Source organism: Erythrobacter longus, from assembly GCF_000715015.1.
Taxonomy (GTDB): domain Bacteria; phylum Pseudomonadota; class Alphaproteobacteria; order Sphingomonadales; family Sphingomonadaceae; genus Erythrobacter; species Erythrobacter longus.
On record NZ_JMIW01000001.1, the window covers coordinates 376,001 to 401,263 of the forward strand.

Here is a 25,263-nt window from a genome sequence, read left to right on the forward strand (position 1 = left end):
CAATCGCAATCCCAATTACTCGCCCAAAATGCCTCAGGGCATGCCGACGAAAAAACAGATCCTTGAGTTCATCCAGTCGAGCGACATTCCCGCTGGAAAGCGCGAAATTGCGCGGGCTTTCGGGCTTAAAGGTCAGGAAAAGATCACACTCAAACGCCTGCTTAAAGACATGGCGGAAGAGGGGCTGATCGATGGGAAGAAGACCGCGTACCACCAGATGGGCGGCGTGCCCAAGGTGACGGTTCTTCGCGTGGTCGAGATCGAAGATGGCGAGGCCATAGCGATACCGGACAATTGGTCCCCCGAAGCGCCAAGCGAACCTCCGCGCCTCACCATGAAAGAGATGAAGGCACCCAAAGGCAGGGGAGGCGGCAAGAGTGCGCCTGCCCTCAAGCGCGGCGACCGGGTGCTGAGCCGGACAGAGGAAACAGACGCGGGGTGGGTCGCCTATCCCATGAAGAAACTGCCCGCGCGCACAGAAGGCCTTATGGGCGTGGTCGAGCTTGACGGCACGGGCACACCGTGGCTTGCGCCAGTTGATAAACGCGTTCGCAATTCAGCAAAGATCGTGGATCTGGGCGGGGCCGAGGAAGGCCAATTGGTGCTCGCAGAAAAAGCGGGCCGGTCAGAACGCGCAGGCGTCAAAGTAATCGAAGTCGTGGGTGATCCGCTCGCGCCCAAAAGCTTTAGTCTTATCGCCATTGCGAAACTTGGCATTCCCCATGTCTTCCCCGACACAGTCCACGAAGAAGCGCGGCGCGCAGCGACATTGCCACTGTCAGAAGACAAACGCGAAGACCTGCGCCATGTGCCAATCGTTGCGATTGATCCCGCCGATGCGCGCGATCACGACGATGCAATCTGGGCAGAGCCTGACGGGGAGGGAGGCTATAACGCTCTCATCGCGATTGCGGACGTCAGCTTTTACGTGCGCCCCGGCTCCGCGCTCGACAAAGAGGCAAGGAAACGCGGCAATTCAGTGTATTTCCCCGACCGCGTCGTGCCGATGCTTCCCGAAGTGCTCTCAGCCGACGTGTGCTCTTTGCGCGAAGGCGAGGACCGTGCGGCGATGGTGTGCCACGCGCATATCGATGCAAGCGGCACAGTCAAAACGCGCAAATTCACCCGCGCAATCGTGCGCATCCACCACAATATCGCTTATGAAGATGCGCAAAGCGCCGTGGATGCAGGCAGTCCGCCGGAATATCTCGCCAACCTTTGGGGCGCGTGGAAATTGCTCGCGGAGGCGCGCGAAAAGCGGGAACCTCTCGAACTGGAGATACCCGAACGCCGCGTCATGCTGAACGATGAGGGTCAGATTGCCGAAATCGCCGTTCGCGAGCGGCTTGATGCGCACCGCGTCGTCGAAGATTTCATGATCGCAGCCAATGTGGCGGCGGCCAAAGCTCTCGAGGCCAAAAACTCACCGGTCGTTTACCGCAACCACGAGGTGCCCGCGCGCGAAAAGATGATTGCCCTGCGCGATTACATGGCGACGCTTGAAAAGAAGCTCTCGCTTGGTCAGGTGATCAAGCCGTCGCTGTTCAACCGCCTGCTTTCGGACATCACGGATGAAAGCGAAAAGGCGCAATTGATGGAAGCGGTGCTGCGCAGCCAGACGCAGGCCTATTACGGTCCCGCCAATACGGGGCACTTTGGCTTGGCGCTGGGTTCCTATGCCCATTTCACATCGCCCATCCGGCGGTATTCCGATCTTCTCGTGCACCGCGCTCTGGTCGATGCCTACAAGCTTGAACAACCCAAGCCCCCCGGTTCGCTCCCCGATACAAGCGGTTTGTCGGACAAGGACCGCGCCAACATCCAGGAGGTGTGCGACGCCATCAGCCAGGCCGAACGCCGCGCGATGGAGGCGGAGCGCGACACCATCGACCGCTATGTCGCAGCATGGCTTTCAGGGCGCGTGGGCGAACAATTCGACACGCGCATCACTGGCGTGCAAAGCTTCGGCTTTTTCGCAACCATCGAGAGGCTTGGCGGAGACGGTCTGGTGCCTGTTTCAACCTTGGGCCGCGAACATTTCCGTTATGAAGAAGCCGCGCAAGCATTGATCGGTGAAGACAGCGGGAAAACCTACAAATCAGGCGACCGGCTAAGGCTGCAACTGGCAGAGGCGAACGCGCTCACCGGCGCTCTTAAATTCGCGGTACTTGATGCCGATGGCAATGTGATCGAACCGCGCGGCGCTCGGCCAGCACCACGATATGGCCGCGGGGGTGACCGGAAAGGCTCTGGCCCCAAGAAAGGCAAGTACCAAACGAACAAACGCGGGCGTCCCGGCAATATCCGGCACCAGGGGCGGCGGAAATAACGGTTCAACGCAGCGCTTAAGCTTCGTGGTCGCTGTTCTTTTCGTCATAGCCTTCGGGCACGATGTAAAGCGGACAGGGCAGGCTCCCGGCCACTGTGGCAAAGTGCGACACCAATGGCCCCGGCGCGCTCCCTTTTGCAGCCCCTAGAACAAGCGCTGCGACTTCTTTGTGGCCTTCCAGAAACTCGGTCACGATCTTTGGGCCGTTGCCGATCTTCACCGAAATCGTGGGCATAACCCCGCTTTCCGCCAGCAAATTGCCTGCGACACCATGGGCTAGCATCTCTGCCCGGTCGCGCGCTTCCTGCTCGATTGTGGCCTGAACCCCGCCAAATGCGCTTACGCTTTGCTGCGCCACGAAAGCGAGCAAATGCACCGCGCCGCCCACCGCAACCGCGCGCCGCGCAGCATATCGCAAAGCTGCGCGCGCTTCGTCACTTTCATCAATGATGACTAGAAATGTGCGCATCAATGCCTCTCCGACCCGCTCCCAAGTCGCCGGGTATCCCGCCAATCGGGCAGTATTGCAAGTGAGCGTGCGATAAGAACTGGTGAAGTCGTATGCAAACACTTGCCCCATGTGGTGCCAAGCCGTAACGGAAAGAAAGACGGTCAAACACGTGATGGGGATCATCAAAGCCAATGGCGATTGAACTGAAAATGCCTGCTCTTTCTCCAACCATGGAAGAAGGGACGCTGGCCCGCTGGCTTGTTAAAGTGGGCGATAAAATTTCCTCCGGCGACATTATGGCCGAGATCGAAACCGACAAAGCGACGATGGAATTTGAGGCCGTCGACGAAGGCATTTTGGCCGCGATTGTTGTCGAAGAGGGCACAGAGAATGTGGCTGTGGGAACAGTCATCGCAATGCTCGCCGAAGAGGGCGAGGATGTTGGCGATGTAAGCGCACCATCGGCGTCTGCTGCTGCGCCAACTCCTGCATCTGAGTCTGCACCAGCCCCAACACCAGCGCCCGCAACCGCTTCGAGCGGCACGGCTAAGGCAAGCCCGCTCGCACGCCGGATTGCCGCCAATGAAGGCGTTGATCTTGGCTCTGTCTCTGGATCAGGTCCCAAGGGCAGAATTGTGAAAGCGGATGTCAAGGCGGTTGCTGGCGGCGCGTCTGCCCCAACACCTCAGCAACACGGCGACCGAGTGATTGCATCCCCGCTTGCCAAGAAACTTGCAGGCGAAAAAGGGATCGACCTTGCGGCAGTCTCCGGCACTGGTCCGGGTGGCCGCGTTGTGAAGGCCGATATCGACAATTACGTTCCAGCACCCGCAGCCACCGCACAGGAACCCAAGGCGGCACCATCTGCGAAGGTTTCTCCTGCCAACGATCTCGACGCGCCGTATGAAGAGCAAAAGCTCAACAATGTGCGCAAAGTCATCGCGCGCCGCCTGACGGAAGCGAAACAAACCGTCCCGCATATCTACCTCACCGTGGATATCCGGCTCGATCCGCTGCTCGCCATGCGCAAGCAATTGAACGAGGCATTGGAAGCGGACGGCGTGAAGCTTTCGGTCAACGACCTCATCATCAAGGCTCTCGCCCGCGCTTTGACGCGTGAGCCGCAGTGCAACGTCAGCTTTCAGGGCGATGTGATGCACCAATACGCCCACGCCGATATATCGGTAGCGGTGGCCGCGCCCTCGGGCCTGATCACGCCGATCATCCGCGATGCCGGGCGCAAGAGCCTGTCGGAAATCTCTGCCGAGATGAAAGAGCTTGCGGGTAAAGCGCGAGAGGGCAAGCTGCAACCGCATGAGTACCAAGGTGGCACGGCGAGCCTTTCGAACCTCGGCATGTTCGGGACCAAGCAATTCGATGCGGTCATCAACCCGCCGCAAGGCATGATCCTCGCCGTGGGTGCTGGTGAGCAGCGGCCTCATGTGGTCGACGGCGAATTAACCGTCGCCACCGTGATGAGCGCGACAGGCAGTTTTGACCACCGCGCGATTGACGGCGTGGACGGGGCAAAGCTGATGGATCAGCTCAGGACCCTGATCGAGAACCCGATGGGGCTGGTGGTCTGATTAAGGTTGAGGGCGGCTCAAAAGGGGCTGTCCTACACGGATAGGAAAATGCGAGGGGTGAGGCGATGAACATGCGTCTTCTTCCCTTGAGAAACACTTGAGAATGGCACCGGTTTCGGGTGGTCAGATTTTCTACCCCTGGACAGTGTGTCAAGTGTGTCAAAAAGTGAAGGTTATTAAGCAATGTCAGAAGCTTACGACGTTATCGTATTGGGTTCGGGGCCGGGTGGTTATGTGGCGGCTATTCGCGCATCTCAACTGGGGCTCAAAACCGCGATTGTTGAACGCGAGCTTCTGGGCGGGATCTGCCTCAATTGGGGCTGTATCCCGACAAAAGCGATGCTACGCTCTGCCGAGGTCTTCCACCAGATGCAGCACGCGAGCGATTATGGCCTGAGCGTTGCGGGCGAGATCGAGGCGGACTTGGCCGCGATTGTGAAACGCAGCCGCGGGGTTGCAAAACAGCTTAATCAGGGCGTCACGCATCTGATGAAGAAGAACAAGATCACCGTCCATATGGGCGAGGGGGTGCTGACCGGCCCCACCTCTTTGACGGTGACGAGCGACAAGGGCGAAGAACAGCTCAGCGCCAAGCACATCATCGTGGCAACCGGCGCGCGGGCCCGCGATCTGCCCTTTGCACCAGCGGATGGGAAGCGCGTGTGGACCTACCGCCACGCGATGACACCACCGGAGAAACCGACCAAGCTGTTGGTGATTGGTTCGGGCGCTATCGGGATCGAATTTGCAAGCTTCTACAACGACATCGGGGTCGATGTGACGGTTGTGGAGATGCTCGACCGGATCGTGCCGGTGGAAGATGCGGATGTCTCAACCTTCTTGGAGAAGAGTCTTTCCAAACAAGGCATCACGATCATGACGGGCGCAGGCGTCGAGGACCTGAAGGTTGGCGACAAAGGCGTGACCGCGACGATCAAGGACAAGGCTGGCAAGGTTGAAACCACCGAATACAGCCACGTCATCACCGCGATCGGCATCGTGCCAAACACCGAGAACACTGGGCTCGAAGACCTTGCCGACATGGACCGGGGCTTCATCCAGATTGACGACTATGGCCGCACCAAATCAGCAGGGCTCTGGGCGATTGGCGATTGCACGCCGGGCCCGTGGCTTGCTCACAAGGCCAGCCACGAAGGTGTGACCGCCGCCGAAGCTATCGCTCAGGAACTGGGTAATTCCGAGGTTCACCCGCATGCGCTCGACCGGTCGAGCATTCCGGGCTGCACCTATTGCCACCCGCAAGTCGCGAGCGTCGGCATGACCGAGGCGAAAGCCAAAGAGGCAGGATACGAGCTGAAAGTCGGCAACTTCCCCTTCATCGGCAACGGCAAAGCGATTGCCCTTGGCGAAGCGGAAGGCTTCATCAAGACCGTCTTTGATGCGAAAACCGGAGAGCTTTTGGGAGCGCATATGGTCGGCGCAGAAGTGACCGAGCTGATCCAGGGCTACACCGTGGGTAAGACGTTGGAGACGACTGAGGCAGAATTGATGCAAACCGTTTTCGCTCACCCGACACTGTCGGAAATGATGCACGAAAGCGTGCTCGATGCCTATGGGAAGGCGATCCATATCTGATGGGTGAAACCGACGAAAAGCAGGCGAAATACGATTGGGCCGGTGAACAGGGCGAACGCTGGCTTTCGCAAGTGGACCGTTTCGAAGCGATGCTGGCACCGATTGGCGCGGCCTTGCTTGAACGGGCGGCGTTTGCACCGGGGGACGCGGTTCTTGATCTTGGTTGCGGTGGCGGCGCTTCAACGCGCGCAATTGCCGATGCTATTGGTCCAGAGGGACGCGTGCTTGGCGTGGATATCTCCCCCGGTCTTATCAACCATGCCTCAGCGATCTCAGCGGGGAAGGGCAACATCGCCTACACCTGCGCCGACGGAGCCAGCTTAGACGCGGGAAGCGAGCGGTTTGAGCGGCTGCATTCCCGCTTTGGCTCGATGTTCTTCGATGACCCGCATTGCGCCTTTGCCAATCTGCATTCGCAATTGGATAACAGTGCGCGCATCGATTTGGCGGTTTGGGCAAATCCGCGTGACAACCCATGGATGATGGAAATGATGGGCGTTGTGCGCAACCATGTTGAAGTCCCGCCGGCCGAACCGCGCGCGCCAGGTCCCTTTGCTTTTGAGGATTTGGACTATCTTCAAGAGGTGCTCAATGCGGGCGGCTTCAAGGACATGCAGGTTGACCCGTACGAAGGCGCGCAAGCCATCGGTGGTCCTGCAGCAAGCCCTGAGGAAGCGACGCGTTTTGTGCTCTCATCGCTTGGGGTAGGGCAGATCCTTGCCGAGCAGGCCCAAGACATACGCGATGCTGCGGCGCGCGATTTGACGGCGAAGTTTGAAGAACACCACAAGGCGGGCGAAGGCGTCATGCTGGGCTGCAAGGCGTGGCTTGTCACCGCCCGCGCATGACACGGCTTTGAATTGTGAGGGTAGGTGGCGGACAGTCAGGGATTCGAACCCTGGAAGGGCTTGCACCCTTGCCGGTTTTCAAGACCGGTGCATTCGACCACTCTGCCAACTGTCCGCTTGGGGCAGCGAGCTAGCGATGTAGTTTGATTCTGTCACCCCGTTTTTTGCGAATTTGGAGAGAATTCCCTTGGCCAAAGGCACACATGACTACCAGGCAGACCCGCGCAATGACGCGATATTGATCGATGTAAACGGCACTCTCGTCCCGCGCGCAGAGGCCAGCGTCTCGGTTTTCGATAGCGGCTTTATGCTGGGCGACGGGGTCTGGGAGGGTCTTCGCGTTCACCGCGGAAAGGTTGCCTTCCTCGATGCGCATATGGACCGCCTTTTCGAAGGGGCCAAAGCCATTGCGATGGATATCGGCCTGACGCGCGACGAGCTTGAGGCGCGGATTGATGCGACGATTGATGGGAACGCCATGCGTGACCAGGAGGGTGTGCACATCCGCTTGATGGTGACGCGAGGTATCCGCTCAACGCCTTATCAGGACCCGCGCGTGGTCATATCGCCTGCGACGATTGTCATCATCCCTGAGTACAAGTCTCCGCTCCCTTCGACCATTGAAACCGGCATTCGCCTGTTCACGGTGCACGTGCGGCGCGGCGATCCGGCGGTTCAGGACCAAAAGCTTAACTCGCACTCCAAACTGAACTGCATCACCGCTTGCATACAGGCGACGCAGGCGGGCGCGGATGAGGCATTGATGCTGGACCCGCACGGGTTTGTCGCGACCTGCAATTCCACCCACTTCTTCATCGTGCGCAAGGGCGAGGTATGGACCTCGTCTGGAGACTACTGCCTTGGCGGTATCACTCGCAGCAATGTCATCCAGGTGTGCCGCGAGGCGGGCATCCCGGTTTATGAGAAGAACTTCTCGCTCACCGATGTGTACGGCGCGAATGAGGCTTTTGTGACCGGAACATTTGCAGGCGTTGTACCCGTAACAGATATCGACGGGCGCGCCATGACACTGGCTCGCGGGCCAATGGTTGAACGCCTGCAAGGGCTCTACCGCGACCTTATGGACCGGGATGTGGGTGCATGAGCGAGACGATCAGGATCGCAATGTGGTCCGGCCCCAGAAACCTCTCCACTGCAATGATGCGCAGCTTTGGATCGCGCGCCGATACTGCGGTCAGTGATGAGCCGTTCTATGGTGCCTATCTCAAAGCAACCGGCGATCCACAGCCAATGGCTGACGCGATTATCGAAGACATGGATTGCGACTGGCACTCCGTCGCAGAAGAATTGCGCGGTGATGTACCCGGGGGCAAGCCGATCTGGTATCAAAAGCATATGCCTCACCATATGGAGGGGCCGATCAGCATCGCCGACTTTCCTGATATGCGGCATGCCTTCCTGATCCGCGATCCCGTGCGCGTTGCAGCAAGTTATGCGGGCAAGCGCAGCAAGATAAACCCGGGCCATCTGGGGATTGCGCGGCAAAGGGAATACTTCGATCTCATCGCGGATAAAACCGGCTCTGCGCCGCCTGTGGTTGACAGTCATACGATCCTTACATCGCCCGAAACGGTGCTGCGCAAACTGTGTCAGGCGATTGGCATTCCGTGGGATGCAGCGATGCTCAAATGGGCGAAAGGCCCGCACCGTGACGATGGGATCTGGGGGGCGCATTGGTATGACAAGGTCAACGCCTCAACCGGATTTGGCGATCCACCCGGCGCGCTGCCCGAACTTGATGAGGCATATCTCAAAATTGCAGAAGAGTGCCGCGAGGACTATGCCTTTCTTGCCAGACATGCGATCACAGCGGGCAGTAATGATGAATAATATCAACACGCTCATTGACCGTTCAACTTGGTTATAAGAAACAATACAAATGAACCTTCGTAAATCTGCTTCGCTTGGCCTACTTTCCGCAGCGACCCTCTTCGTAGGAGCAGCCTCACAGCTTGCCCCGGCGCAGCCCGCCAATGCACAGGTTGCCGCACGCGATGGGATCGAATTTGATGCCTATCTGGAGCTTATAAAAGCAAAGGCGCGCGCGCAGGGTGTGTCTGAGGCGACGCTGCAACGCATGACCTCTGGCCTGACGCCTAATGAGCGTGTGATCCGCCTCGATCAGGGACAGCCCGGCCGGCCAACAGTGCGCGGCTATCCTGCGATGGCGCCCTATATTGCGACCCACGTCAATTCGACCCGCATCAGCAGCGGTCGCCGCGAATTTCAGAACAACCGCAGCATCCTTCGCGCGGTGGAGCAACAATACGGCGTTCCGGGCGAAATCGTCATTGCCATCTTCGGGCATGAAACAAGCTATGGCCGCATCCGGGGCGACTTTGACCTATCACGCAGCCTTGCCACCCTTGCTTGGGAAGGTCGCCGCCGTGCGCTCTTCGAAGGCGAATGGATCGCTTTGATGAAGGTCGCGGACAAGGGATATTCTCGCTCTGATTTGGTGGGCAGTTATGCAGGGGCCTTTGGCAATCCTCAGTTCCTGCCGTCCGTCTACCTGCGCCTTGCCACCGATGGTGATGGCGATGGGCGGGCAAACATCTTCAACAATCGCGCCGACACATTTGCCTCGATTGCGAATTATTTCCGCGACGCCGGATGGCGCACCGGTCAACCATGGGGCGTGCGGGCCTATGTCCCGGCTGGCTTTGATGTCGATGCCTATAAGAACAAGCTTGTCTCTCCTGTCTGTTCGCGGGTGCATGAACGCCATAGCCAATGGAAAACCGTGGCCGAATGGCGCGCGCTTGGTGTTCAGCCACAGCGCCCCTTACCCGATGATACAATGACCTCGCTGTTCCAGCCCGATGGTCCCGGGCAACCGGCGTATCTGCTGACTGGTAATTACCGCGTGATCCTCGAATACAATTGCTCGAATTATTACGCGATGAGCGTCGGGCTTTTGGCTGACGAAATCGTGAACTAAGCGCGCGGGCGCTCTCGCTTCGAAGGCATAGACCTCCTATGGTCCGCCGTGTGATAGGGAATACGCAACCGCGATGCGCTGCTGTGCGCTTTCTTGGCATTCTTGCCATTGCGCTTCTTGGCGCGGTCTTGCCGGGCACTGCCTTGGGGCAAAGCCCTGCGCCAATTGGCTCTGAAGAGGATGTGCCCATCGCGCTTCTGGTCGATGTGACCAGCGACCAGGTCCTCTTTGCGCGAGAGGCGGATCGCAGATTTGTTCCTGCCTCAATTACAAAAGTGATGACCCTGTTTCACGCCTTTGAGCTCATCGAAGAAGGCAACCTTGACCCGCGTCAGCAATTCCAGATGGCCCCTGAAACGTGGGAGGAATGGTATCGCAAGGGTTCAACCATGTTCATTGGTGCCGAGGACCGGGTATTGGTGGACGATCTCTTGATGGGAATTGCCAATGTGTCGGCCAATGACGGATCGATTGCGCTTGCCGAAGGGCAGGCCGGTTCGGTTGAAAACTGGCTCGATGGGATGAATAGCCGGGCGCGGGCGCTGGGCATGACGAACAGCCATTTTGGCACCCCCAACGGTTGGCCTGACGAGGGACGCACTTTCACCAATGCCTTCGACCTTGTGAAGCTGGCCAAAGCGATTGCCCGGCGGCATCCGGAAAAATACGCGCGTTATGTCGGGAGAAACGGGTTTCGCTACAACAACATCGCGCAAAACAACCGCGATCCGATGATTGGCCGGGTCAAGGGCGCTGACGGGATGAAGACAGGCTACACCAATGAGTCTGGCCTGGGATACCTTGGGTCAGCCAAACGCGGCGATCAAAGGTTGGTTGTCGTCGTGGCTGGAACAAACCGCCAAGACATACGCGCAGCCGCTGCCCGAGGACTTATCGAATGGGGATTTGCGGCATTTGACCGGGTACAAGTGGCCCGGAAAGGGCAATGGGTGGGGTCGGCGCGGGTCCAAAACGGCGATGCGCGCAGTGTCAGCCTAGAAACTGTTCAACCCGTCTTCGTGAATGTGCCTGTCGGAAGCGAGAGGGATGTGAAGCTCTCGATTGCCTATGACGGCCCTCTTCGTGCTCCGATTGCAGCCGGATCACGGGTCGCTACGCTAGTCGTTGAAGTGCCCGGCGGCGAGCCTGCACGCATTCCGCTTGTTGCTCAGGATGCCGTCGGCGAAGCTGGCTTTTTTACCCGAATCTGGAATGGCATCGCGGGATGGTTTTCATGAACGGCGATCCGGCCCAAGGCAAATTCATCGCCCTTGAAGGGGGCGAGGGGACCGGCAAATCAACCCAAGGGCGAATGCTTGAACAGGCTCTTCGCCAAAATTACGGCCTTGATGTCATTATGACCCGCGAGCCGGGTGGTACCCCTGGGGCTGAGGCGATCCGCGCGCTTTTGCTTGATCCTCCGGGGGAGGGTTGGGAACCGGAAGCTGAGGCACTTTTGTTTGCTGCTGCACGCGCTGACCACGTGGCACGGCTTATACGCCCACAATTGGAAGCGGGCGCTTGGGTCATCAGTGATCGGTTCGTCGATTCAAGCCGCGCTTACCAAGGCGGTGCAGGGGGGCTGGGCGATCACGCGATTGCTGCGCTGCACGATTTTGGCAGCCACGGCATCCGCCCGGATTGCACGATCCTGCTCGAAGTTGATGATGCAGTTCGCGAAAAACGCCTTGCGGCGCGCGACGGCGATACAAGCGATGCCATCGGAGGGCGAAGCGCGTCATATCACAATGCAGTTGCGGCAAGTTTTCGCAAATTGGCCCAAGGCGACCCGGAAGGCTTTCGCATCGTTGATGGGACGGGCACCGCTGAAAAAGTCCACGAAAACGTGATGGCAGCGCTCGCCCATATACTTGAAGGTCGCACCGCATGACCGCTTGGCCCAATCACGAAGATGCATGGCGGCAATGGCGCAGCGCGATGTCGGGCGCGCGGATGCATCATGGCTGGATCCTTGCCGGTAAGAAAGGACTTGGCAAAAACGATTTTGCCCTCGCTGCAGCGCGTGAATTGGTCGCGGAAGACGGCGTGCCTCAGCCAAGCGGCGATCATCCCGATATCATGACCGTCACCTACGGCCCCAAAGACAAAAAGGCGGTATCCGCACAAGAAGCGGGCAAACCCTTTGAACTCGCCCGTAGCATCCGCATCGCCCAGATCCGCGAGATGCAGCGTCGGTTAACGGTGCGCCCGACGCTTGGCGCGCGGCGTGTGGTTATTATCAATCCGGCCGATGATATGGAGCGAGCGACCTCGAACGCCCTTCTGAAAAGCCTTGAAGAACCCCCGGCGGGCACGTTTTTCGTCCTTGTGACACACCGCCCTGCGCGCCTGTTGCCCACGATCCGTTCGCGCTGCCGTATCTTGCGCTTTCCGGTACTGGATAAGGCACAGATGCAGCGGATGCTTGGCGATGCAGGGGTACAGGGCGACACACAGGCGGCGATTAGCGCGGCAGAAGGCTCTTTTGGCGCGGCGCTTGAATTTGCAAAGCAGGACTTGGGACCGGTCGCATCGCATATCTCAAGGCTTTTGAGCGAGGGTGATGCAAGCATGAGTGGGCGGGGCGACCTTGCGCGGCTTATCGGCGGGCGGGCTGATCGTGACCGCTTAAGCGCCATTTTTGAGCTTGCTCAATCCATTGTGGCACAGCGCGCCCGCACATCGCAAAATTCTGCCGAGCGCGCCGCGTTGGTCGATGCGCATTCCCAGTTGGTAACGCTCGCCAGCCAAGCACCCAGCTACAATTTTGACACCGGATTGCTATCGCTTGAAATCGGCACCTTGCTCTCCCGCGTCCACGTCGCTAGCGAGCATTCCCATGCCAGAAGCTGAGAAAACTCCCTATTACATAACCACCGCGATCAATTACCCCAACGGCCGCCCGCACATCGGGCACGCTTATGAGGGGATTGCCGCTGATGTTATCGCCCGCTTTCAAAGGCTGCAGGGCCGCGAAGTGCGGTTCCAGACGGGGACCGATGAACACGGCCTCAAAATGGCGCGCAAAGCCGAAGAACAAGGCCGCACAGCGCGTGAGCTTGCCGATGAAATGTCGGGGTATTTCCATGAGATGGACGCGAAACTGAATATCAGTTTTGACCGCTTCATCCGCACCGTAGAGCCCGACCACCACCGCGCCAGCCAAGCCATCTGGCAGCGCATGGCGGATGCCGGGGACCTTTATCTTGACCGCTACGAAGGGTGGTATTCGGTTCGCGATGAGGCCTATTATGACGAAAGCGAGCTGAAAGAGGGCGAGGGCGGCGAAAAGCTCTCCCCGCAAGACACTCCTGTCGAATGGACCGTTGAGGAAAGCTGGTTCTTCCGTCTTTCAAAGTATCAAGAACCACTGCTTGAGCTGTTGAAATCACCCGGTTTTCTAGAGCCTGCAAGCCGCCGGAACGAAATGATTGCCTTTGTCGAACAGGGCCTTCGCGATCTCTCGGTTAGCCGGACGAGCTTTGACTGGGGCGTGAAGGTGCCCGGTTCCGACAATCACGTCATGTATGTCTGGGTCGATGCGTTGACCAACTATCTCACCGGTCTCGGTTTCCCCGATGAGACGGAAAATATGGCCAAGTTCTGGCCCGCCGACCTGCACTTGATCGGTAAGGACATCGTCCGGTTCCACACAATCTACTGGCCAGCATTTCTGATGAGCGCCAAGCTGCCCGTGCCAAAGAAGGTGTTCGGGCACGGTTTCTTGCTCGCCCGCGGCGGTGAGAAGATGAGCAAAAGCCTTGGCAATGTCATCGATCCGCTTGAATTGGCTGAGACTTTCGGGGTCGACACCTTACGCTATTTCCTCATGCGCGAAGTCGCCTTTGGCAAGGACGGCACCTATTCTCCCGAGGCGATTGTCGAACGATCCAACGGTGAGCTTGGCAATGCGTTTGGTAACCTCGCACAGCGCACGCTTGGCTTCATGGCCAAGAACCTTGATGGCAATCTGCCAGCGATCCACGGCCATACGGATGCCGACAATGCGCTGTTCCAAACTCTGGACACAGCGATTGCGAAAGATATCCCGCAAGCCTTTGAACAATTGGCACTTCAACAAGCGGTTGAGCTTTGGCTTCAGGCGGTTTTTGCCTGCAATGCCTATATTGATGCAGCGGCTCCCTGGGCGCTTCGCAAGACCGATCCAGAGCGGATGGAAACCGTTCTTGCAACGCTCTACATCTGCATTGCGCAACTGGCGGTTGCGATCCAACCCGTCATTCCGACAAGCGCTGGTAAATTGCTCGATATGCTGGGTGTTGGGGAGGAGCTTCGGACCTACGAGGCTATTCGCTCTCACTGGTATTCGCCGCTAGCGGAAAGCGATTTTCAGATTGAAAAGCCAACGCCGCTGTTCCCGCGCCTGGAACTTCCCGCAGAGGTGGAGGAGGGCGCCTGATGCTCATCGATAGCCACTGTCACCTTGAGTATAAGGGGCTTGTCGAGGATCAAGCAGGCGTGTTGTCTCGTGCACGAGACGCAGGGGTGGGGGCGTTTCTCAATATCTCCACCAAACAGTCCGAGTGGGCACAAGTTGTCGCCACCGCGAACCGTGAGCCGGACGTTTTTGCCAGCGTCGGCATTCACCCGCACGCAGCCGACGACCACAAAGAGCTGGACCGGGCCACGCTTTATGAAGCAACCCAAGACCCGCGAGTGATCGCAATTGGCGAGACCGGGCTCGACTATTTCTACGAATATTCAGACCGTAAGGTTCAAGCCGACCTGTTCCGCATGCATATCGATGTCGCGCGTGAGACGGGTTTGCCCGTTATCATTCACACCCGTGATGCCGAAGACGATACCTATGCAATTCTCGCTGAAGAAATGGAGAAGGGGGCCTTTCCCGCTCTCATCCACTGCTTCACCGCATCGGCGGAATTTGGCCGCAAGGTGCTGGAATTGGGCCTCACCATATCGTTGTCCGGGATCGTAACTTTCAAGAATGCCAAAGACTTGCAAGCCGTGGCAAAGGAAGTTCCTGAAGATCGCCTGCTTGTGGAAACGGACAGTCCATTCCTCGCCCCGGTCCCGCACCGGGGGAAATCGTGCGAACCTGCTTTTGTCGCGGATACGGCGCGGTTTGTGGCAGACTTGCGCGGCACCGATCCAGAGCAGCTTGCCAAAGAGACCACGCGCAATTTCACTAAGCTTTTTACAAAGGCGGCCTTGTGAAAGTCATTATGCTTGGGTCTGGCACGTCGACGGGCGTACCACGCGTCGGCGGCGAAGATGGCACTGGCGATTGGGGAGCATGCGATCCAGATGAACCGCGCAACAGGCGTTCCAGGGTCTCAATTGCGATTGAAAGCAACGATGGCGCGCGGGTATTGATCGACACAAGCTCTGATTGCCGGGCACAGCTTCTTGCAAACAAGATCAACCATTTAGATGCCGTATTTTGGACGCATGATCATGCCGATCATTGCCACGGGATCGATGATCTTCGCGTCCTTCGCTATGGCCGCGGCGGTCCCATTCCCGGCTATGCGCACACCGAAACCGTCCGCCGCTTGCGCCAGCGTTTTGGCTATGTTTTTGCAGGCCAAGAAGACTATCCCACGATTTGCACAATCGACTCTCTCGACCGATTGCGCATGGTCGCAGGGTTTGGTGTTGAGTGGTGCCAGATGGAGCATGGCCCGGGCGAAACCACTGGTTTTCGCTTCGATGCCGACGGAAAGTCTATCGCGTACACTACTGATTTTTCACGTATTTCAGAAGATATGATCGATCTTTGTGATGACGTCGACATTCTTGTGAGCGATTGTCTCCGGCGCGAACCACATCCAACCCATGCGCATTTGGCGATGGCTATCGAGCTTGCGCAGCGTTCGGGCGCAAAGAAACTTGTTCTCAGCCATCTCGACAAGAGCATGGATTATCGGACATTGTGCGATGAAGTGCCGGACTTTGTGACAGTCGGCTATGATGGTTTGGAGATGACAGCATGAACGAAGGCATGATTATCTCGATTGTGGCGATGATCGGTTGGCTGATCCTTGCGGGCGGCGCGTTGGCAAGCTTTCGTCTTGGGTGGAGCAAACTCGCGCAAATGGCGCTGGTGTGGTTTGCGATCTTTGCAGGTTTGTTTGTGGTTGCCGATTTGTTGGGGGCACGGCTGCCGAGCTGAACCCTCTGCGCCATGGCACTCTATTTAACATAATATATATTATCAACCCGGCGTATCAGATTGGAACCCTTCGCACGTGACCCAAAATCCTGAGTCCCCTCAGATCGAACGGCTGCTCAAAATTATGGCCCGTTTACGCGATCCTGTTCACGGCTGTGAATGGGACACCGCGCAAAATTTTGGAACAATCGCGCCTTACACCATCGAAGAAGCCTACGAAGTCGCCGACGCTATCGAGCGTGACGACATGCAGGATCTAAAGTCGGAACTCGGCGATCTCCTTTTGCAGGTCGTATTCCACGCGCAGATGGCAGCCGAGGCTGGACATTTCACTTTTGAAGACGTTGCCCGCTCGATCAGCGACAAAATGGAAAGTCGCCACCCGCACATTTTTGGCAGTGAAGATGGAACCATGACACACGAGCGCTGGGAAGACATCAAGGCAAAAGAGCGTGCGCAGACAGGCGACGTGAGCGCACTTGATGGGGTCGCCAAAGCTTTGCCTGCGTTGATGCGGTCCGATAAACTGCAGAAACGCGCGGCCCGCGTCGGATTTGAATGGCACGATCTCAAAGGCCCATTGGCCAAACTTGAGGAAGAACTTGAAGAGCTTGACGCTGCTAATGTCGCTGCAAATGACGATGAAAAGCTTATGGAAGCCGGCGATGTTCTTTTCGTCGCCGTCAACATCGTTCGCAGATACGGGGTTGATCCGGAACAAGCGTTGAGAGCCTCAAACTCCAAGTTCGAAAGCCGTTTCCATGCAATGGAAGCCTTGGCCAAGGCGGACGGGACGGACTTCGCCACGCTTTCGCTCGACCAACAGGAGGCCTATTGGCAAAGGGTCAAGGCGCAGGAAAAAGCCAAGAACCCAGAACTATAACGTCGTGTACTGACCCATTTCCTTAGGATTGAGGCGAACGGTCATACGCCGCATGGGGCCTTGCTCCCCTTCCCCAGCGTCCTCATCCACAATCACCTCACCGTGGGCATGAAGCCAAGCGATGCGCCGGCCATCCGAGACCGGAATGGTAACCGTTACCTCGCTGGCTTTTTCGGTGAGAATTTCTGCAATGCGCGCCTCAAGATCCTCTAATCCTTGACCATTGGCCGCCGAAACAAGCACCGCATCCTGGCTTTGTGCCGCCTCGCGCAGCTCCTCGGCTCGCTCCTCGTCGAGAAGATCGGCCTTGTTCCACACTTCAAGGATCGGAACTTCGCTGTGCCCGCTGTCTGCATCAACCACGCCAAGGTCAGAGAGGATTTCCATCACCTGCTTTTTTTGCGCAGCATGGGCCGGATTGGCCATATCGCGCACGTGGCAGATGATATCGGCGCCCGTGACCTCTTCGAGGGTCGCGCGAAAAGCAGCGACCAGTTGTGTCGGAAGGTCCGAGATAAAGCCCACTGTGTCCGAAAGGATGGCTTTTTCGACGCCTGGCAAGCTGACCGCGCGCATTGTCGGGTCCAGCGTTGCAAACAAAAGATCCTCCGCCATCACGTCCGCACCGGTCAAGTGATTGAATAGCGTTGATTTTCCAGCATTAGTATAACCGACGAGCGCAATCACGGGCCAAGGTGCCCTTCCCCGCCTTGCACGGTGAAGCTGCCGGGTCTTGCGCACCTGCTCCAACTCCCGGCGCAGGCGTCCCATACGCTGACGGATCATCCGTCTGTCCGCTTCGATCTGGGTTTCGCCGGGACCGCCAAGGAAGCCAAAGCCGCCGCGCTGGCGCTCAAGGTGGGTCCACGACCGGACAAGCCGGCTTTGCTGGTAATCAAGGTGGGCAAGCTCGACCTGCAGTCGCCCTTCGGCAGTGGCCGCGCGCTCACCAAAGATTTCAAGGATTAGTCCTGTGCGATCAATGACTTTGCGCTTGAGTTTGTCTTCAAGATTACGCTGTTGAATAGGCGTTAGAGCGCCGTCAACAATGACAAGCTCGCACTCATATTGTTCACAAATGGTCGCGATATTTTCGACCTGACCCGAACCAAAGAGGGTGTTGGGCTGCATCTGACGCACGGGCATGACGGCGCTGTGTGCGATGATTACCCCGATCGCCAAGGCCAGTCCTTCTGCCTCTGCCAATCGTTCTTTGGCATCAAGGTCGTAGGACAAGCTCCTGATATCAGGGCACAAAACAAGGCACCGCGCACCGCGCGTTACCTCGTCCATCAAGGTTTCATCAAAGCTCAGTAGTCGTCCTCAAAGCCATCGTCGGCGTCATCGACGTCTTCATCATCGCTGCCATCATAGTCAGGGTCGTCTGACAAATCGACTGGGCTTGCTGGCTGGATCGTTGAAACAGCGTGCTTGTACGCAAGTTGCACCGCGCCATCACGCTCAAGCAGCATGCAGAACAGGTCAAAAGCAGCAATTCTGCCTTGGAGCATGACGCCGTTCACGAGGAACATAGTCACTTGCACGCCTGAATCGCTCACACGGCTCAAAAATACGTCCTGAAGCAGGCGTTGTTTGCCTGAGCCATTGCGATTGCTGAATTGTTCCGCATCTACGCTTGCGCCCGGCATGATTGTCGAGATCGCATGCTTGTACACAAGCTGCGACTGTCCGTCGCGCCGTAAAAGGATCGAGAAATTGTCGAACCATGTGACAATCCCTTGAAGTTTCACGCCTTTTACAAGGAACATGGTCACAGGCGTCTTATTCTTGCGAAGAAGATTTAGAAACGCATCCTGCAGATTGCCTTGTGGCTTACCGCCGCCAGAGCGGCTCGGTTGTCCTTCACCAGAGGCTGGACGGGGGCGTGGAGAGAGGGTTCGCCCACTGGACATATTATATGCTCCTATTTTTGGTAGCCGTCTTTACGGTCCACATTCTCATTACTCCCTCATGAATTTTCGGAGCAACTCAGAGGTATAATGGCGATTGTGCAACCAAGCCGCAATGGCTGATTTGCTTAATAGCGCGATAATGCGCTTTTCTTCGGGCGAACAATTTGAGTTTACTTGCGCTCGACTTCGCGTCGGTCCGCCATCCCTAAAAGCTTGAGTTTACGGTGCAATGCCGAACGTTCCATTCCAATGAAAGTGGCCGTTTTGGAAATATTTCCCGAGAAACGGCGGATCTGAATGGTCAGATATTCGCGTTCAAAACTTTCACGGGCCTCGCGCAAAGGCACGCCCATCATGGCGGTTAGACCTTCGCCCGAATTGACCATTCTGCCGCCAGTCACTTCAGCAGGAAGCATGTCCGTTTCCACGCTCGTCAAGCGTTCGCGCGGGGTCATGATGATGGTGCGTTCCACGACATTGCGCAATTGGCGCACGTTGCCAGGCCAGTCGTACGCCTGGAGCGCTGCCATGGCCTCTTCGCTGATCGCAGGAGGCGGGATGCCCTGATCGCTCGAATAGCGGGTAAAGAAATGTTCAGCCAGAGCAGGAATGTCGTCGCGCCGGTCGGCCAAGGAGGGGACGGCCACCGGGACCACGTTAAGGCGGTAGAAGAGGTCTTCACGGAACCGCTTCTCTTCCATTTCAAGCGGAAGATCCCGCGATGTCGAGGAAACAACGCGCACATCCACCCCGATTTGACGGCTGCCGCCAACGCGAAGGAAGCTTTGCTCTGTCAAAACCCTCAAGATGCGCGCCTGTGTGGAGAGCGGCATATCGGCCACCTCATCAAGGTACAAAGTGCCCCCATCAGCCAGTTCGAGAAGGCCGGGCTTCACCTGCCTCCCGTCGACCTCTTCCCCGAAAAGCTCTTGCTCAAAGCGTTCAGGGGTGATGCGTGCAGAATTCACGAGGACAAACGCAGCATCAGCCCGGTTGCTCCACGCGTGAAGCATTCGCGCAGCAACTTCCTTACCGGCACCCGCTGGGCCTGTAATCATTACCCGGCTGCCGGTGTTGGCAACGCGTTTCAGGGTCGCGCGCACCGTGTTGATTGCTGGCGAGTTACCGGTGAAATCCGGATCACCCCATTTGGATTCGCGCAGCTGCGTGTTCTCACGGCGCAAACGCTCGGTTTCTGTCGCGCGTTCGACCAGTAGCAGCAGGCGCTCGGCCTCAAACGGCTTTTCGATAAAGTCCATTGCGCCGCGCCCGACGGCAGAAACAGCGGTGTCGATATTCCCGTGGCCTGAAAAAATGATGACAGGAAGGTCAGGTTCGCGCGCCTTGATCGCATCAAGAGTTTCCAGCCCGTCCATCTCGCTGCCATGCAGCCACACATCGAGCAAGACCAAGCTTGGACGGCGTTCATCAACCGCAGCAAGCGCGCTGGTGGAGTCGGCAGCGGTGCGGCACTCATAGCCTTCATCACCCAGAACGCCGGCGACAAGATCGCGAATGTCGCGTTCATCATCAACAATCAGGATATCAATCGACATGCGCCCCTCCGTAAAATGTATTCAGTCCAAAAGAGGGGTTCGGGTTTGATCGAAAGTACAACAGGTGGTCACTCATGTAATTGTGGTCGGTCATGATGGGTCGCCCTCCCCCTTTGGTTCCGGGGCTCTGGCAAAGCGCAATGTGACGCGTGTGCCGCCATTGCTTGCACTTGCAAAGCTCATGTCCCCGCCATGTTCGTCAACGATCTTGTTGACGATTGCGAGCCCAAGGCCGGTGCCTTTTGCCCTTGTGGTCACATAGGGTTCGACAATGCGTTCACGGTCGGCAGGAAGGCCAATGCCGTTATCTTCGACAATGACCGCGATACGGTCGCCGTCATCTGCCATGATCACCGATATTCGGCCGCGATAATCGGGTTCCGCAGATTTCGCGCGTGCTTCGACCGCCTCAACCGCGTTCTTGACCACATTGGTCATGGCTTGGCCCAATTGATGGCGGTCGCACGCAATCTCGCGTTCCGAGAGCTTTTCCGCATTCACGTCGAAAGCGATGTTGGAATGGGCGACCTCCTGGAGAAAGACCGCTTGGCGAACCAGATCAAGCGCATCCTCGGGCCGGAATACCGGCTTTGGCAGACGCGCGAAGGATGAGAATTCATCCACCATTTTGCGAAGATCGCCAACCTGGCGAACAATCGTACTGGTCAGTTCATCAAACAGTTCGCCTTCATCATCGGCAACCTGCTTGCGGTACCGGCGCCTCAGGCGCTCTGTTGCAAGCTGGATGGGGGTGAGCGGGTTCTTGATCTCGTGCGCGATCCTGCGCGCGACATCGGACCACGCAGCTTGACGTTGGTCCAGCAATTGGCGCGTTATGTCCTCGAAAGTGATGACATAGCCGCTGGTGCCGGGCGCCATCGTTACCGCAAGTGTGAAAAGCTCGCCTTTGTGCGCGTGGCTGATGATGGAGCGTTCTTTGCCATCGCGGATCATCTGGACAATTTCAGGCGACAGCGTGGCAAACGAATTACCTTCTGGATTGGAGGCTTCGTCTTCGCAGAACAGGCGCTGCGCGGTGCCGTTCATAAGAAGGACACGCATCTCCTCATCCACTGAGATCACGCCAGCGGTCACAGATTGGAGCACGGCCTCCATAAAAGCGCGGCGTTCGTCAATTTGGTGGTTGGCACTGACCAAAGCATCGGTTTGCTTTTCAAGCTGCGATGTCATGCGGTTGAATGCACGGTTCAAAAGGCCGATTTCATCCGCGCCCGTGCGTCCCTCTACCCTGAGGGAGAAATTGCCCTGGCCCACTTTGTTGGCTGCACCGATAAGCTCAGTCAGAGGCTGAACCTGCCGGTCCGCAAAGCGAAGCGCGAACCACACAGCAAGGCCCACCAAAAGCAGGCTCATCGCAACAAGCGCGATGTTGAACCGCAATTGAAGCGTGCGCGCTTCATTAGTGAGCGTTTCATAAGCGGTGCCAATGGCCTGCGCCCGCTCCCAGGAATTGAACATCGTCTCTTCGGTGGTGCGCGCATTGTATAGGTAAATGCCGCTTTCCCTATCGATAGGCGCGATCGCTGCGATGCGTTCGGCGCTGCCCTCGACGACCACGAATTCGCCCGCATCCAATTGCGAGAGTGCGGCTGTGCTGAACGCAAGGGGGCTGTTGTCCTCCATCAGATTCATGATGGCAGCGGTGCGCAGGCTCCCATCTTCCAAACGCTGGAGGATAGCGCTTTCACTGATTTCGCGACCTTGCGCCTGAAACGCGTAAAAGTCGGGAAAGTCAGGATCGCTGATCGGCACGCGTCGCAATATCTCGCCCATATCCACCGCCATTGTGATGGTATGCTGCTGCACGTCGCGTTGGTTGGCATCGTAATAGCTTTGCGCCAACGCATTGGCATTTTGAAGCAAGCCGCGCGATTCATCAGAAAACCAGAACGCAACGCCTGTCTGGAACAGAAACGCGGCAAACCCGGCGACGAGCAGCGTCGGCACGGCCGCGACCATAGAGAAAAAGAACACCAGACGCACATGAAGGCGCGCTGTGCTGCCCGCGGCCCTGCCAAGCGCCACGCGTCGGCCGATAAAGACCAATATCGCCATTGCTGGCACAAGGATCGCAACGAGGAGGATGGACACCTGAAGCGAGGGAAGAGCACCTGCGTCTTCAGGCGTGTTCATATAGGCAATGTAATTGGCAACAATTGCTAGCAATAGCGCAGCAACCGAAAGCCATTCCAATATCCGGAAAACATTGGCCCGCCTGAGTGTAACGCTGAATTCACGCCACCACCGCGGCGAATGGCGCGTGGCGTTCGCAGCTTCTTCGCCGCCTTCGCCAACCGCATCCTGCGCGCCGATTGCTGTTCCAACGTCCATTGTGGCGACGTTACAACTCGACTGTTGCATTTAGGCAAGTCAAAAGTGACATTTATGCCGCAAACTGCGTTAGAGCGGTCTTGCGAAGCGATCAGGCTCTATCGAAAGTTCGGTAATGCGCTTGCGCAGAGTGTTGCGGTTAATGCCCAGCAACTTGGCCGCACGCAATTGGTTGCCACCTGTCTGCCTCAACGCATATTCGATCAATGGCTTTTCAAACGCCGAAAGCGCGCCGCCATAGACTGTGCCATGGGGTGGATCTTGCCGCAAAAGCCACTGTTCTAGGGCCGCTGCAATCCCGGCGTCCGGGTGGTCTGCGTCATCCTCAGGCGTGAAAATCGCGCGTTCTTCTCCGAGGGTGTCGATCAAGACCTCATTGTCGATCTCATCTTTGCGGCTCATCACCGCCAAGCGATAGATCGCATTGCGAAGCTCGCGCACATTCCCGCGCCAATGCCGCTTGGAAAGCGCTTCGAAAGCCTCCTGCGTGAACACCCTCGGTGGCAATCCTTCATCGACGGCTTGCGCAAGGAAATGGCGCGCGAGAACTTCGATATCCTCACGCCGCTCGCGCAATGGCGGCAGCTCAATTGGCACCACATTAAGGCGATAGAACAAGTCTTCGCGAAAGCGGCCCGCTTCGATCAGCGGTAGAAGGTCGCGATTGGTCGCAGCGATAATGCGCACATCAACAGCGATCTCCTGCCTGCCTCCGACCCGGCGCACCCGGCCCGATTGAAGAGCGCGCAGCAAACGGGTCTGCGCCTCGGGTGGCATATCGCCGATCTCATCAAGGAAAAGTGTCCCGCCATTGGCTTGCTCGAATTTACCAATCGCTTGATTAATCGCGCCGGTAAACGCGCCTTTTTCGTGCCCAAAAAGCTCGCTTTCGATGAGGTCATGGGGGATCGCCGCTGTGTTGACCGCAACAAAGGGGCCCGTCCTGCGGCTCCCCAATTGGTGGATCGCTTCGGCGACAAGCTCCTTACCCGTCCCGCTTTCTCCGGTGACAAGCACGGTCAGATCATTGCGCAAAACGCGCGTGATCATCCTGTAAACGCTTTGCATTGCCGGACTGCGGCCAACCAGAGGCATACCGTCGCCCTCAGCGTCATGGGACAGCGCGCTTACAACTTCCTTCCGGCTGTCAGCAGCTTGACGAACAGCGCGAACAAGCTCGTCCAGGTCGAAAGGCTTTGGAAAATACTCAAAAGCCTCATTGTCGCTTGCCCGGACGGCGGTATCGAGCGTGTTCTGCGCTGAAAGCACGATCACCGGCATTTCAGGAGCCTCGCGGCGCACATCAGGCAGGCTTTGCAAACCATCGCCATCTTCAAGCATGACATCGGTGAGCATCACGTCGAAATAGCGCGCGCCTACATGCTCATCACGCCGCGCGATGGATGTGCAATGCGTTATTTCAAATCCCTCATCTTCGAGCGCAGCCGTGATAACAGTCGCAATCGCGTTATCATCTTCGACGAGGAGAATGGATCGTGCCATCGTAACGCGTGCTTTCTTTGTTTATCGTGATTTGCTGTTGGCCATGGGAAGATGCACGCGAAACCGTGTGAGCCCCTGCTTGGCATCGCGTTCGTGGCTGACTGACCCGTTCATGTCGTGCACCAGCTTTCGCACCAAAGCGAGGCCAAGGCCCTGCCCCGATTTTTTGGATGACACAAAAGGTTCAAAGATATGATCGCGCATACCGCGCTCTACGCCGGGACCATTGTCGCTGATCGTGATTTCAATGGGCAAACGCACCGCACGGCCAAAACGGATCGCGCTAAATGCAAGACCGCTGACAAATCGGGTACGGACAGTGACTTGCCCCTGCCCTGATGGACCGACCGCATCGCGCGCGTTCGAAATGAGGTTGATCAAAACCTGCTCCAACGCATCCCGATTGGCGATGACGGGCGGCAAAGAAGGGTCAAATTCCTCGATAATCTCAACCTTGGCTTTGTTGGCCGCGCGCACGGTCGCGATGGCTGAACGAATGGCTTCGTGCGGATTGCACGGTTCGCCCGTTTCCGTGCTGCGCGCGCCCAATTGCTGCATCCGGTCAATCAAGCGCACGATCCGGTCCACCTCATCGGTGATCATCGTCGCAAGCTTTGTGTCAGAGCCCGTTAGCTTTCGCGCCGCCAATTGCGCCGCGCCGCGAATGGCAGCGAGCGGGTTCTTGATTTCATGCGCAAGAATGGAGGGCGCGCCCATCGAAGAGGCCAATTCTTCGTTATTGCCGGTTTCATCATGGCCGACCTCTGACAGCGTAATGACGCGCCAGCCCGGATGACTGGCAAGGGGTGATACCGTGAGGTTGATGCGTCTCTCGGTTTCGTCGGTCGAGATCATAATTTCGCGCGCAACCAAGGCTGCATCATTTGTACCAAGGCGATGTTCTACCCGTGGATCGATCGGCCCGATGACTTGCAGCAGGCCTTGCCCAAGCAAGCGCTTGGCCCCCCTTCCGAGCATATTTTCCGCCGCCTGATTGACTTCCACAATCTGCAGATTGGGATCGACCAGAATGAGCGCGAACAAAAGCCCAGCGATTTGTTCTGAGCTGCCGGGGCGCGCGGGGTCGAAGTTTGACAGGTCAGAGGGCTGCGCCATGGGCCGGGCTGTTC

The 25,263-nt window shown here is 57.6% G+C and carries 22 protein-coding genes and 1 tRNA gene; 15 read left to right on the forward strand and 8 right to left on the reverse strand.

Features of this window, described 5'->3' with window-relative positions; all coding sequences use genetic code 11:
- Positions 1-40: 40 nt before the first annotated feature.
- Positions 41-2,329 carry a ribonuclease R gene (rnr, locus tag EH31_RS01835; protein ID WP_241765800.1) on the forward strand — a complete coding sequence of 763 codons (2,289 nt, stop codon included), beginning with the start codon at positions 41-43 and terminating at the stop codon, positions 2,327-2,329.
- A 16-nt stretch (positions 2,330-2,345) separates the two neighbouring features.
- On the opposite strand, the gene EH31_RS01840 is transcribed toward rnr, so the two are convergent.
- Complete coding sequence (locus EH31_RS01840) at positions 2,346-2,798, reverse strand: universal stress protein (protein ID WP_034958780.1); 453 nt, start codon at positions 2,796-2,798, stop codon at positions 2,346-2,348.
- Positions 2,799-2,971: 173 nt separating this feature from the next.
- Here EH31_RS01840 and EH31_RS01845 point away from each other — a divergent pair, with 173 nt between their 5' ends.
- The 3 genes from EH31_RS01845 to EH31_RS01855 all read left to right on the forward strand — a co-directional run bounded on the left by EH31_RS01845 (position 2,972) and on the right by EH31_RS01855 (position 6,810).
- A complete protein-coding gene (locus EH31_RS01845) occupies positions 2,972-4,366 on the forward strand; it encodes a 2-oxo acid dehydrogenase subunit E2 (RefSeq protein ID WP_034957705.1) in 1,395 nt (464 codons plus the stop codon).
- 183 nt (positions 4,367-4,549) lie between these two features.
- On the forward strand, positions 4,550-5,962 hold the full coding sequence (lpdA, locus tag EH31_RS01850) for a dihydrolipoyl dehydrogenase (RefSeq protein WP_034957707.1): 1,413 nt from the start codon (positions 4,550-4,552) through the stop codon (positions 5,960-5,962).
- Positions 5,962-6,810 (forward strand): class I SAM-dependent methyltransferase, encoded by an 849-nt coding sequence (locus tag EH31_RS01855; protein ID WP_034957708.1) that lies wholly within the window; start codon positions 5,962-5,964, stop codon positions 6,808-6,810. Before lpdA ends, EH31_RS01855 begins: the two co-directional genes overlap by 1 nt.
- A 25-nt stretch (positions 6,811-6,835) precedes the next feature.
- Here EH31_RS01855 and EH31_RS01860 read toward each other — a convergent pair.
- A tRNA-Ser gene (locus EH31_RS01860) sits at positions 6,836-6,925 on the reverse strand.
- Between the two features lie 72 nt (positions 6,926-6,997).
- On the opposite strand from EH31_RS01860, the gene EH31_RS01865 reads away from it, so the two are divergent.
- The 11 genes from EH31_RS01865 (at position 6,998) to mazG (ending at position 16,809) form a co-directional block, all read left to right on the forward strand.
- The gene (locus EH31_RS01865; RefSeq protein ID WP_034957710.1) at positions 6,998-7,915 is read left to right on the forward strand and encodes an aminotransferase class IV; all 918 of its coding nucleotides are present in this window, start codon (positions 6,998-7,000) and stop codon (positions 7,913-7,915) included.
- The gene (locus tag EH31_RS01870) at positions 7,912-8,661 is read left to right on the forward strand and encodes a sulfotransferase-like domain-containing protein (RefSeq protein WP_034957711.1); all 750 of its coding nucleotides are present in this window, start codon (positions 7,912-7,914) and stop codon (positions 8,659-8,661) included. The genes EH31_RS01865 and EH31_RS01870 overlap by 4 nt, the downstream gene beginning before the upstream one ends.
- Before the next feature lie 49 nt (positions 8,662-8,710).
- Positions 8,711-9,772: a lytic murein transglycosylase gene (locus EH31_RS01875; RefSeq protein ID WP_034957712.1), complete on the forward strand. Its 1,062-nt coding sequence runs from the start codon at positions 8,711-8,713 to the stop codon at positions 9,770-9,772.
- Positions 9,773-9,810: 38 nt separating this feature from the next.
- Positions 9,811-11,010 (forward strand): D-alanyl-D-alanine carboxypeptidase family protein, encoded by a 1,200-nt coding sequence (locus EH31_RS01880; protein WP_081853172.1) that lies wholly within the window; start codon positions 9,811-9,813, stop codon positions 11,008-11,010.
- Positions 11,007-11,663: a dTMP kinase gene (gene tmk / locus EH31_RS01885; protein WP_034958785.1), complete on the forward strand. Its 657-nt coding sequence runs from the start codon at positions 11,007-11,009 to the stop codon at positions 11,661-11,663. Before EH31_RS01880 ends, tmk begins: the two co-directional genes overlap by 4 nt.
- Positions 11,660-12,625: a DNA polymerase III subunit delta' gene (locus tag EH31_RS01890; RefSeq protein ID WP_034957715.1), complete on the forward strand. Its 966-nt coding sequence runs from the start codon at positions 11,660-11,662 to the stop codon at positions 12,623-12,625. The genes tmk and EH31_RS01890 overlap by 4 nt, the downstream gene beginning before the upstream one ends.
- Entirely contained in the window at positions 12,612-14,192 is a 1,581-nt protein-coding gene (gene metG / locus EH31_RS01895) for a methionine--tRNA ligase (RefSeq protein WP_034957717.1), read from the forward strand. Before EH31_RS01890 ends, metG begins: the two co-directional genes overlap by 14 nt.
- On the forward strand, positions 14,192-14,968 hold the full coding sequence (locus tag EH31_RS01900; protein ID WP_034957719.1) for a TatD family hydrolase: 777 nt from the start codon (positions 14,192-14,194) through the stop codon (positions 14,966-14,968). The genes metG and EH31_RS01900 overlap by 1 nt, the downstream gene beginning before the upstream one ends.
- Positions 14,965-15,747 (forward strand): MBL fold metallo-hydrolase, encoded by a 783-nt coding sequence (locus EH31_RS01905; RefSeq protein WP_034957720.1) that lies wholly within the window; start codon positions 14,965-14,967, stop codon positions 15,745-15,747. Before EH31_RS01900 ends, EH31_RS01905 begins: the two co-directional genes overlap by 4 nt.
- Complete coding sequence (locus EH31_RS01910; RefSeq protein WP_034957721.1) at positions 15,744-15,926, forward strand: hypothetical protein; 183 nt, start codon at positions 15,744-15,746, stop codon at positions 15,924-15,926. The genes EH31_RS01905 and EH31_RS01910 overlap by 4 nt, the downstream gene beginning before the upstream one ends.
- A 76-nt stretch (positions 15,927-16,002) precedes the next feature.
- A complete protein-coding gene (mazG, locus tag EH31_RS01915; RefSeq protein WP_034957722.1) occupies positions 16,003-16,809 on the forward strand; it encodes a nucleoside triphosphate pyrophosphohydrolase in 807 nt (268 codons plus the stop codon).
- Here mazG and hflX read toward each other — a convergent pair.
- From hflX to EH31_RS01945, 6 genes are all read right to left on the reverse strand, one after another.
- Positions 16,804-18,102: a GTPase HflX gene (gene hflX / locus EH31_RS01920; RefSeq protein ID WP_051698860.1), complete on the reverse strand. Its 1,299-nt coding sequence runs from the start codon at positions 18,100-18,102 to the stop codon at positions 16,804-16,806. The two genes, mazG and hflX, sit on opposite strands and share 6 nt — an antisense overlap.
- Positions 18,103-18,119: 17 nt before the next feature.
- A complete protein-coding gene (gene hfq / locus EH31_RS01925) occupies positions 18,120-18,722 on the reverse strand; it encodes an RNA chaperone Hfq (protein ID WP_034957724.1) in 603 nt (200 codons plus the stop codon).
- 170 nt (positions 18,723-18,892) lie between these two features.
- Positions 18,893-20,278 (reverse strand): nitrogen assimilation response regulator NtrX, encoded by a 1,386-nt coding sequence (ntrX, locus tag EH31_RS01930; protein ID WP_034957725.1) that lies wholly within the window; start codon positions 20,276-20,278, stop codon positions 18,893-18,895.
- Between the two features lie 90 nt (positions 20,279-20,368).
- Positions 20,369-22,630 carry a sensor histidine kinase gene (locus EH31_RS01935; protein WP_081853173.1) on the reverse strand — a complete coding sequence of 754 codons (2,262 nt, stop codon included), beginning with the start codon at positions 22,628-22,630 and terminating at the stop codon, positions 20,369-20,371.
- 69 nt (positions 22,631-22,699) lie between these two features.
- Positions 22,700-24,133, reverse strand: coding sequence for a nitrogen regulation protein NR(I) (gene ntrC / locus EH31_RS01940; protein ID WP_034957726.1), 1,434 nt, complete (start codon positions 24,131-24,133; stop codon positions 22,700-22,702).
- A 21-nt stretch (positions 24,134-24,154) separates the two neighbouring features.
- Positions 24,155-25,249 (reverse strand): two-component system sensor histidine kinase NtrB, encoded by a 1,095-nt coding sequence (locus EH31_RS01945; RefSeq protein ID WP_051698861.1) that lies wholly within the window; start codon positions 25,247-25,249, stop codon positions 24,155-24,157.
- Positions 25,250-25,263 lie beyond the last annotated feature (14 nt).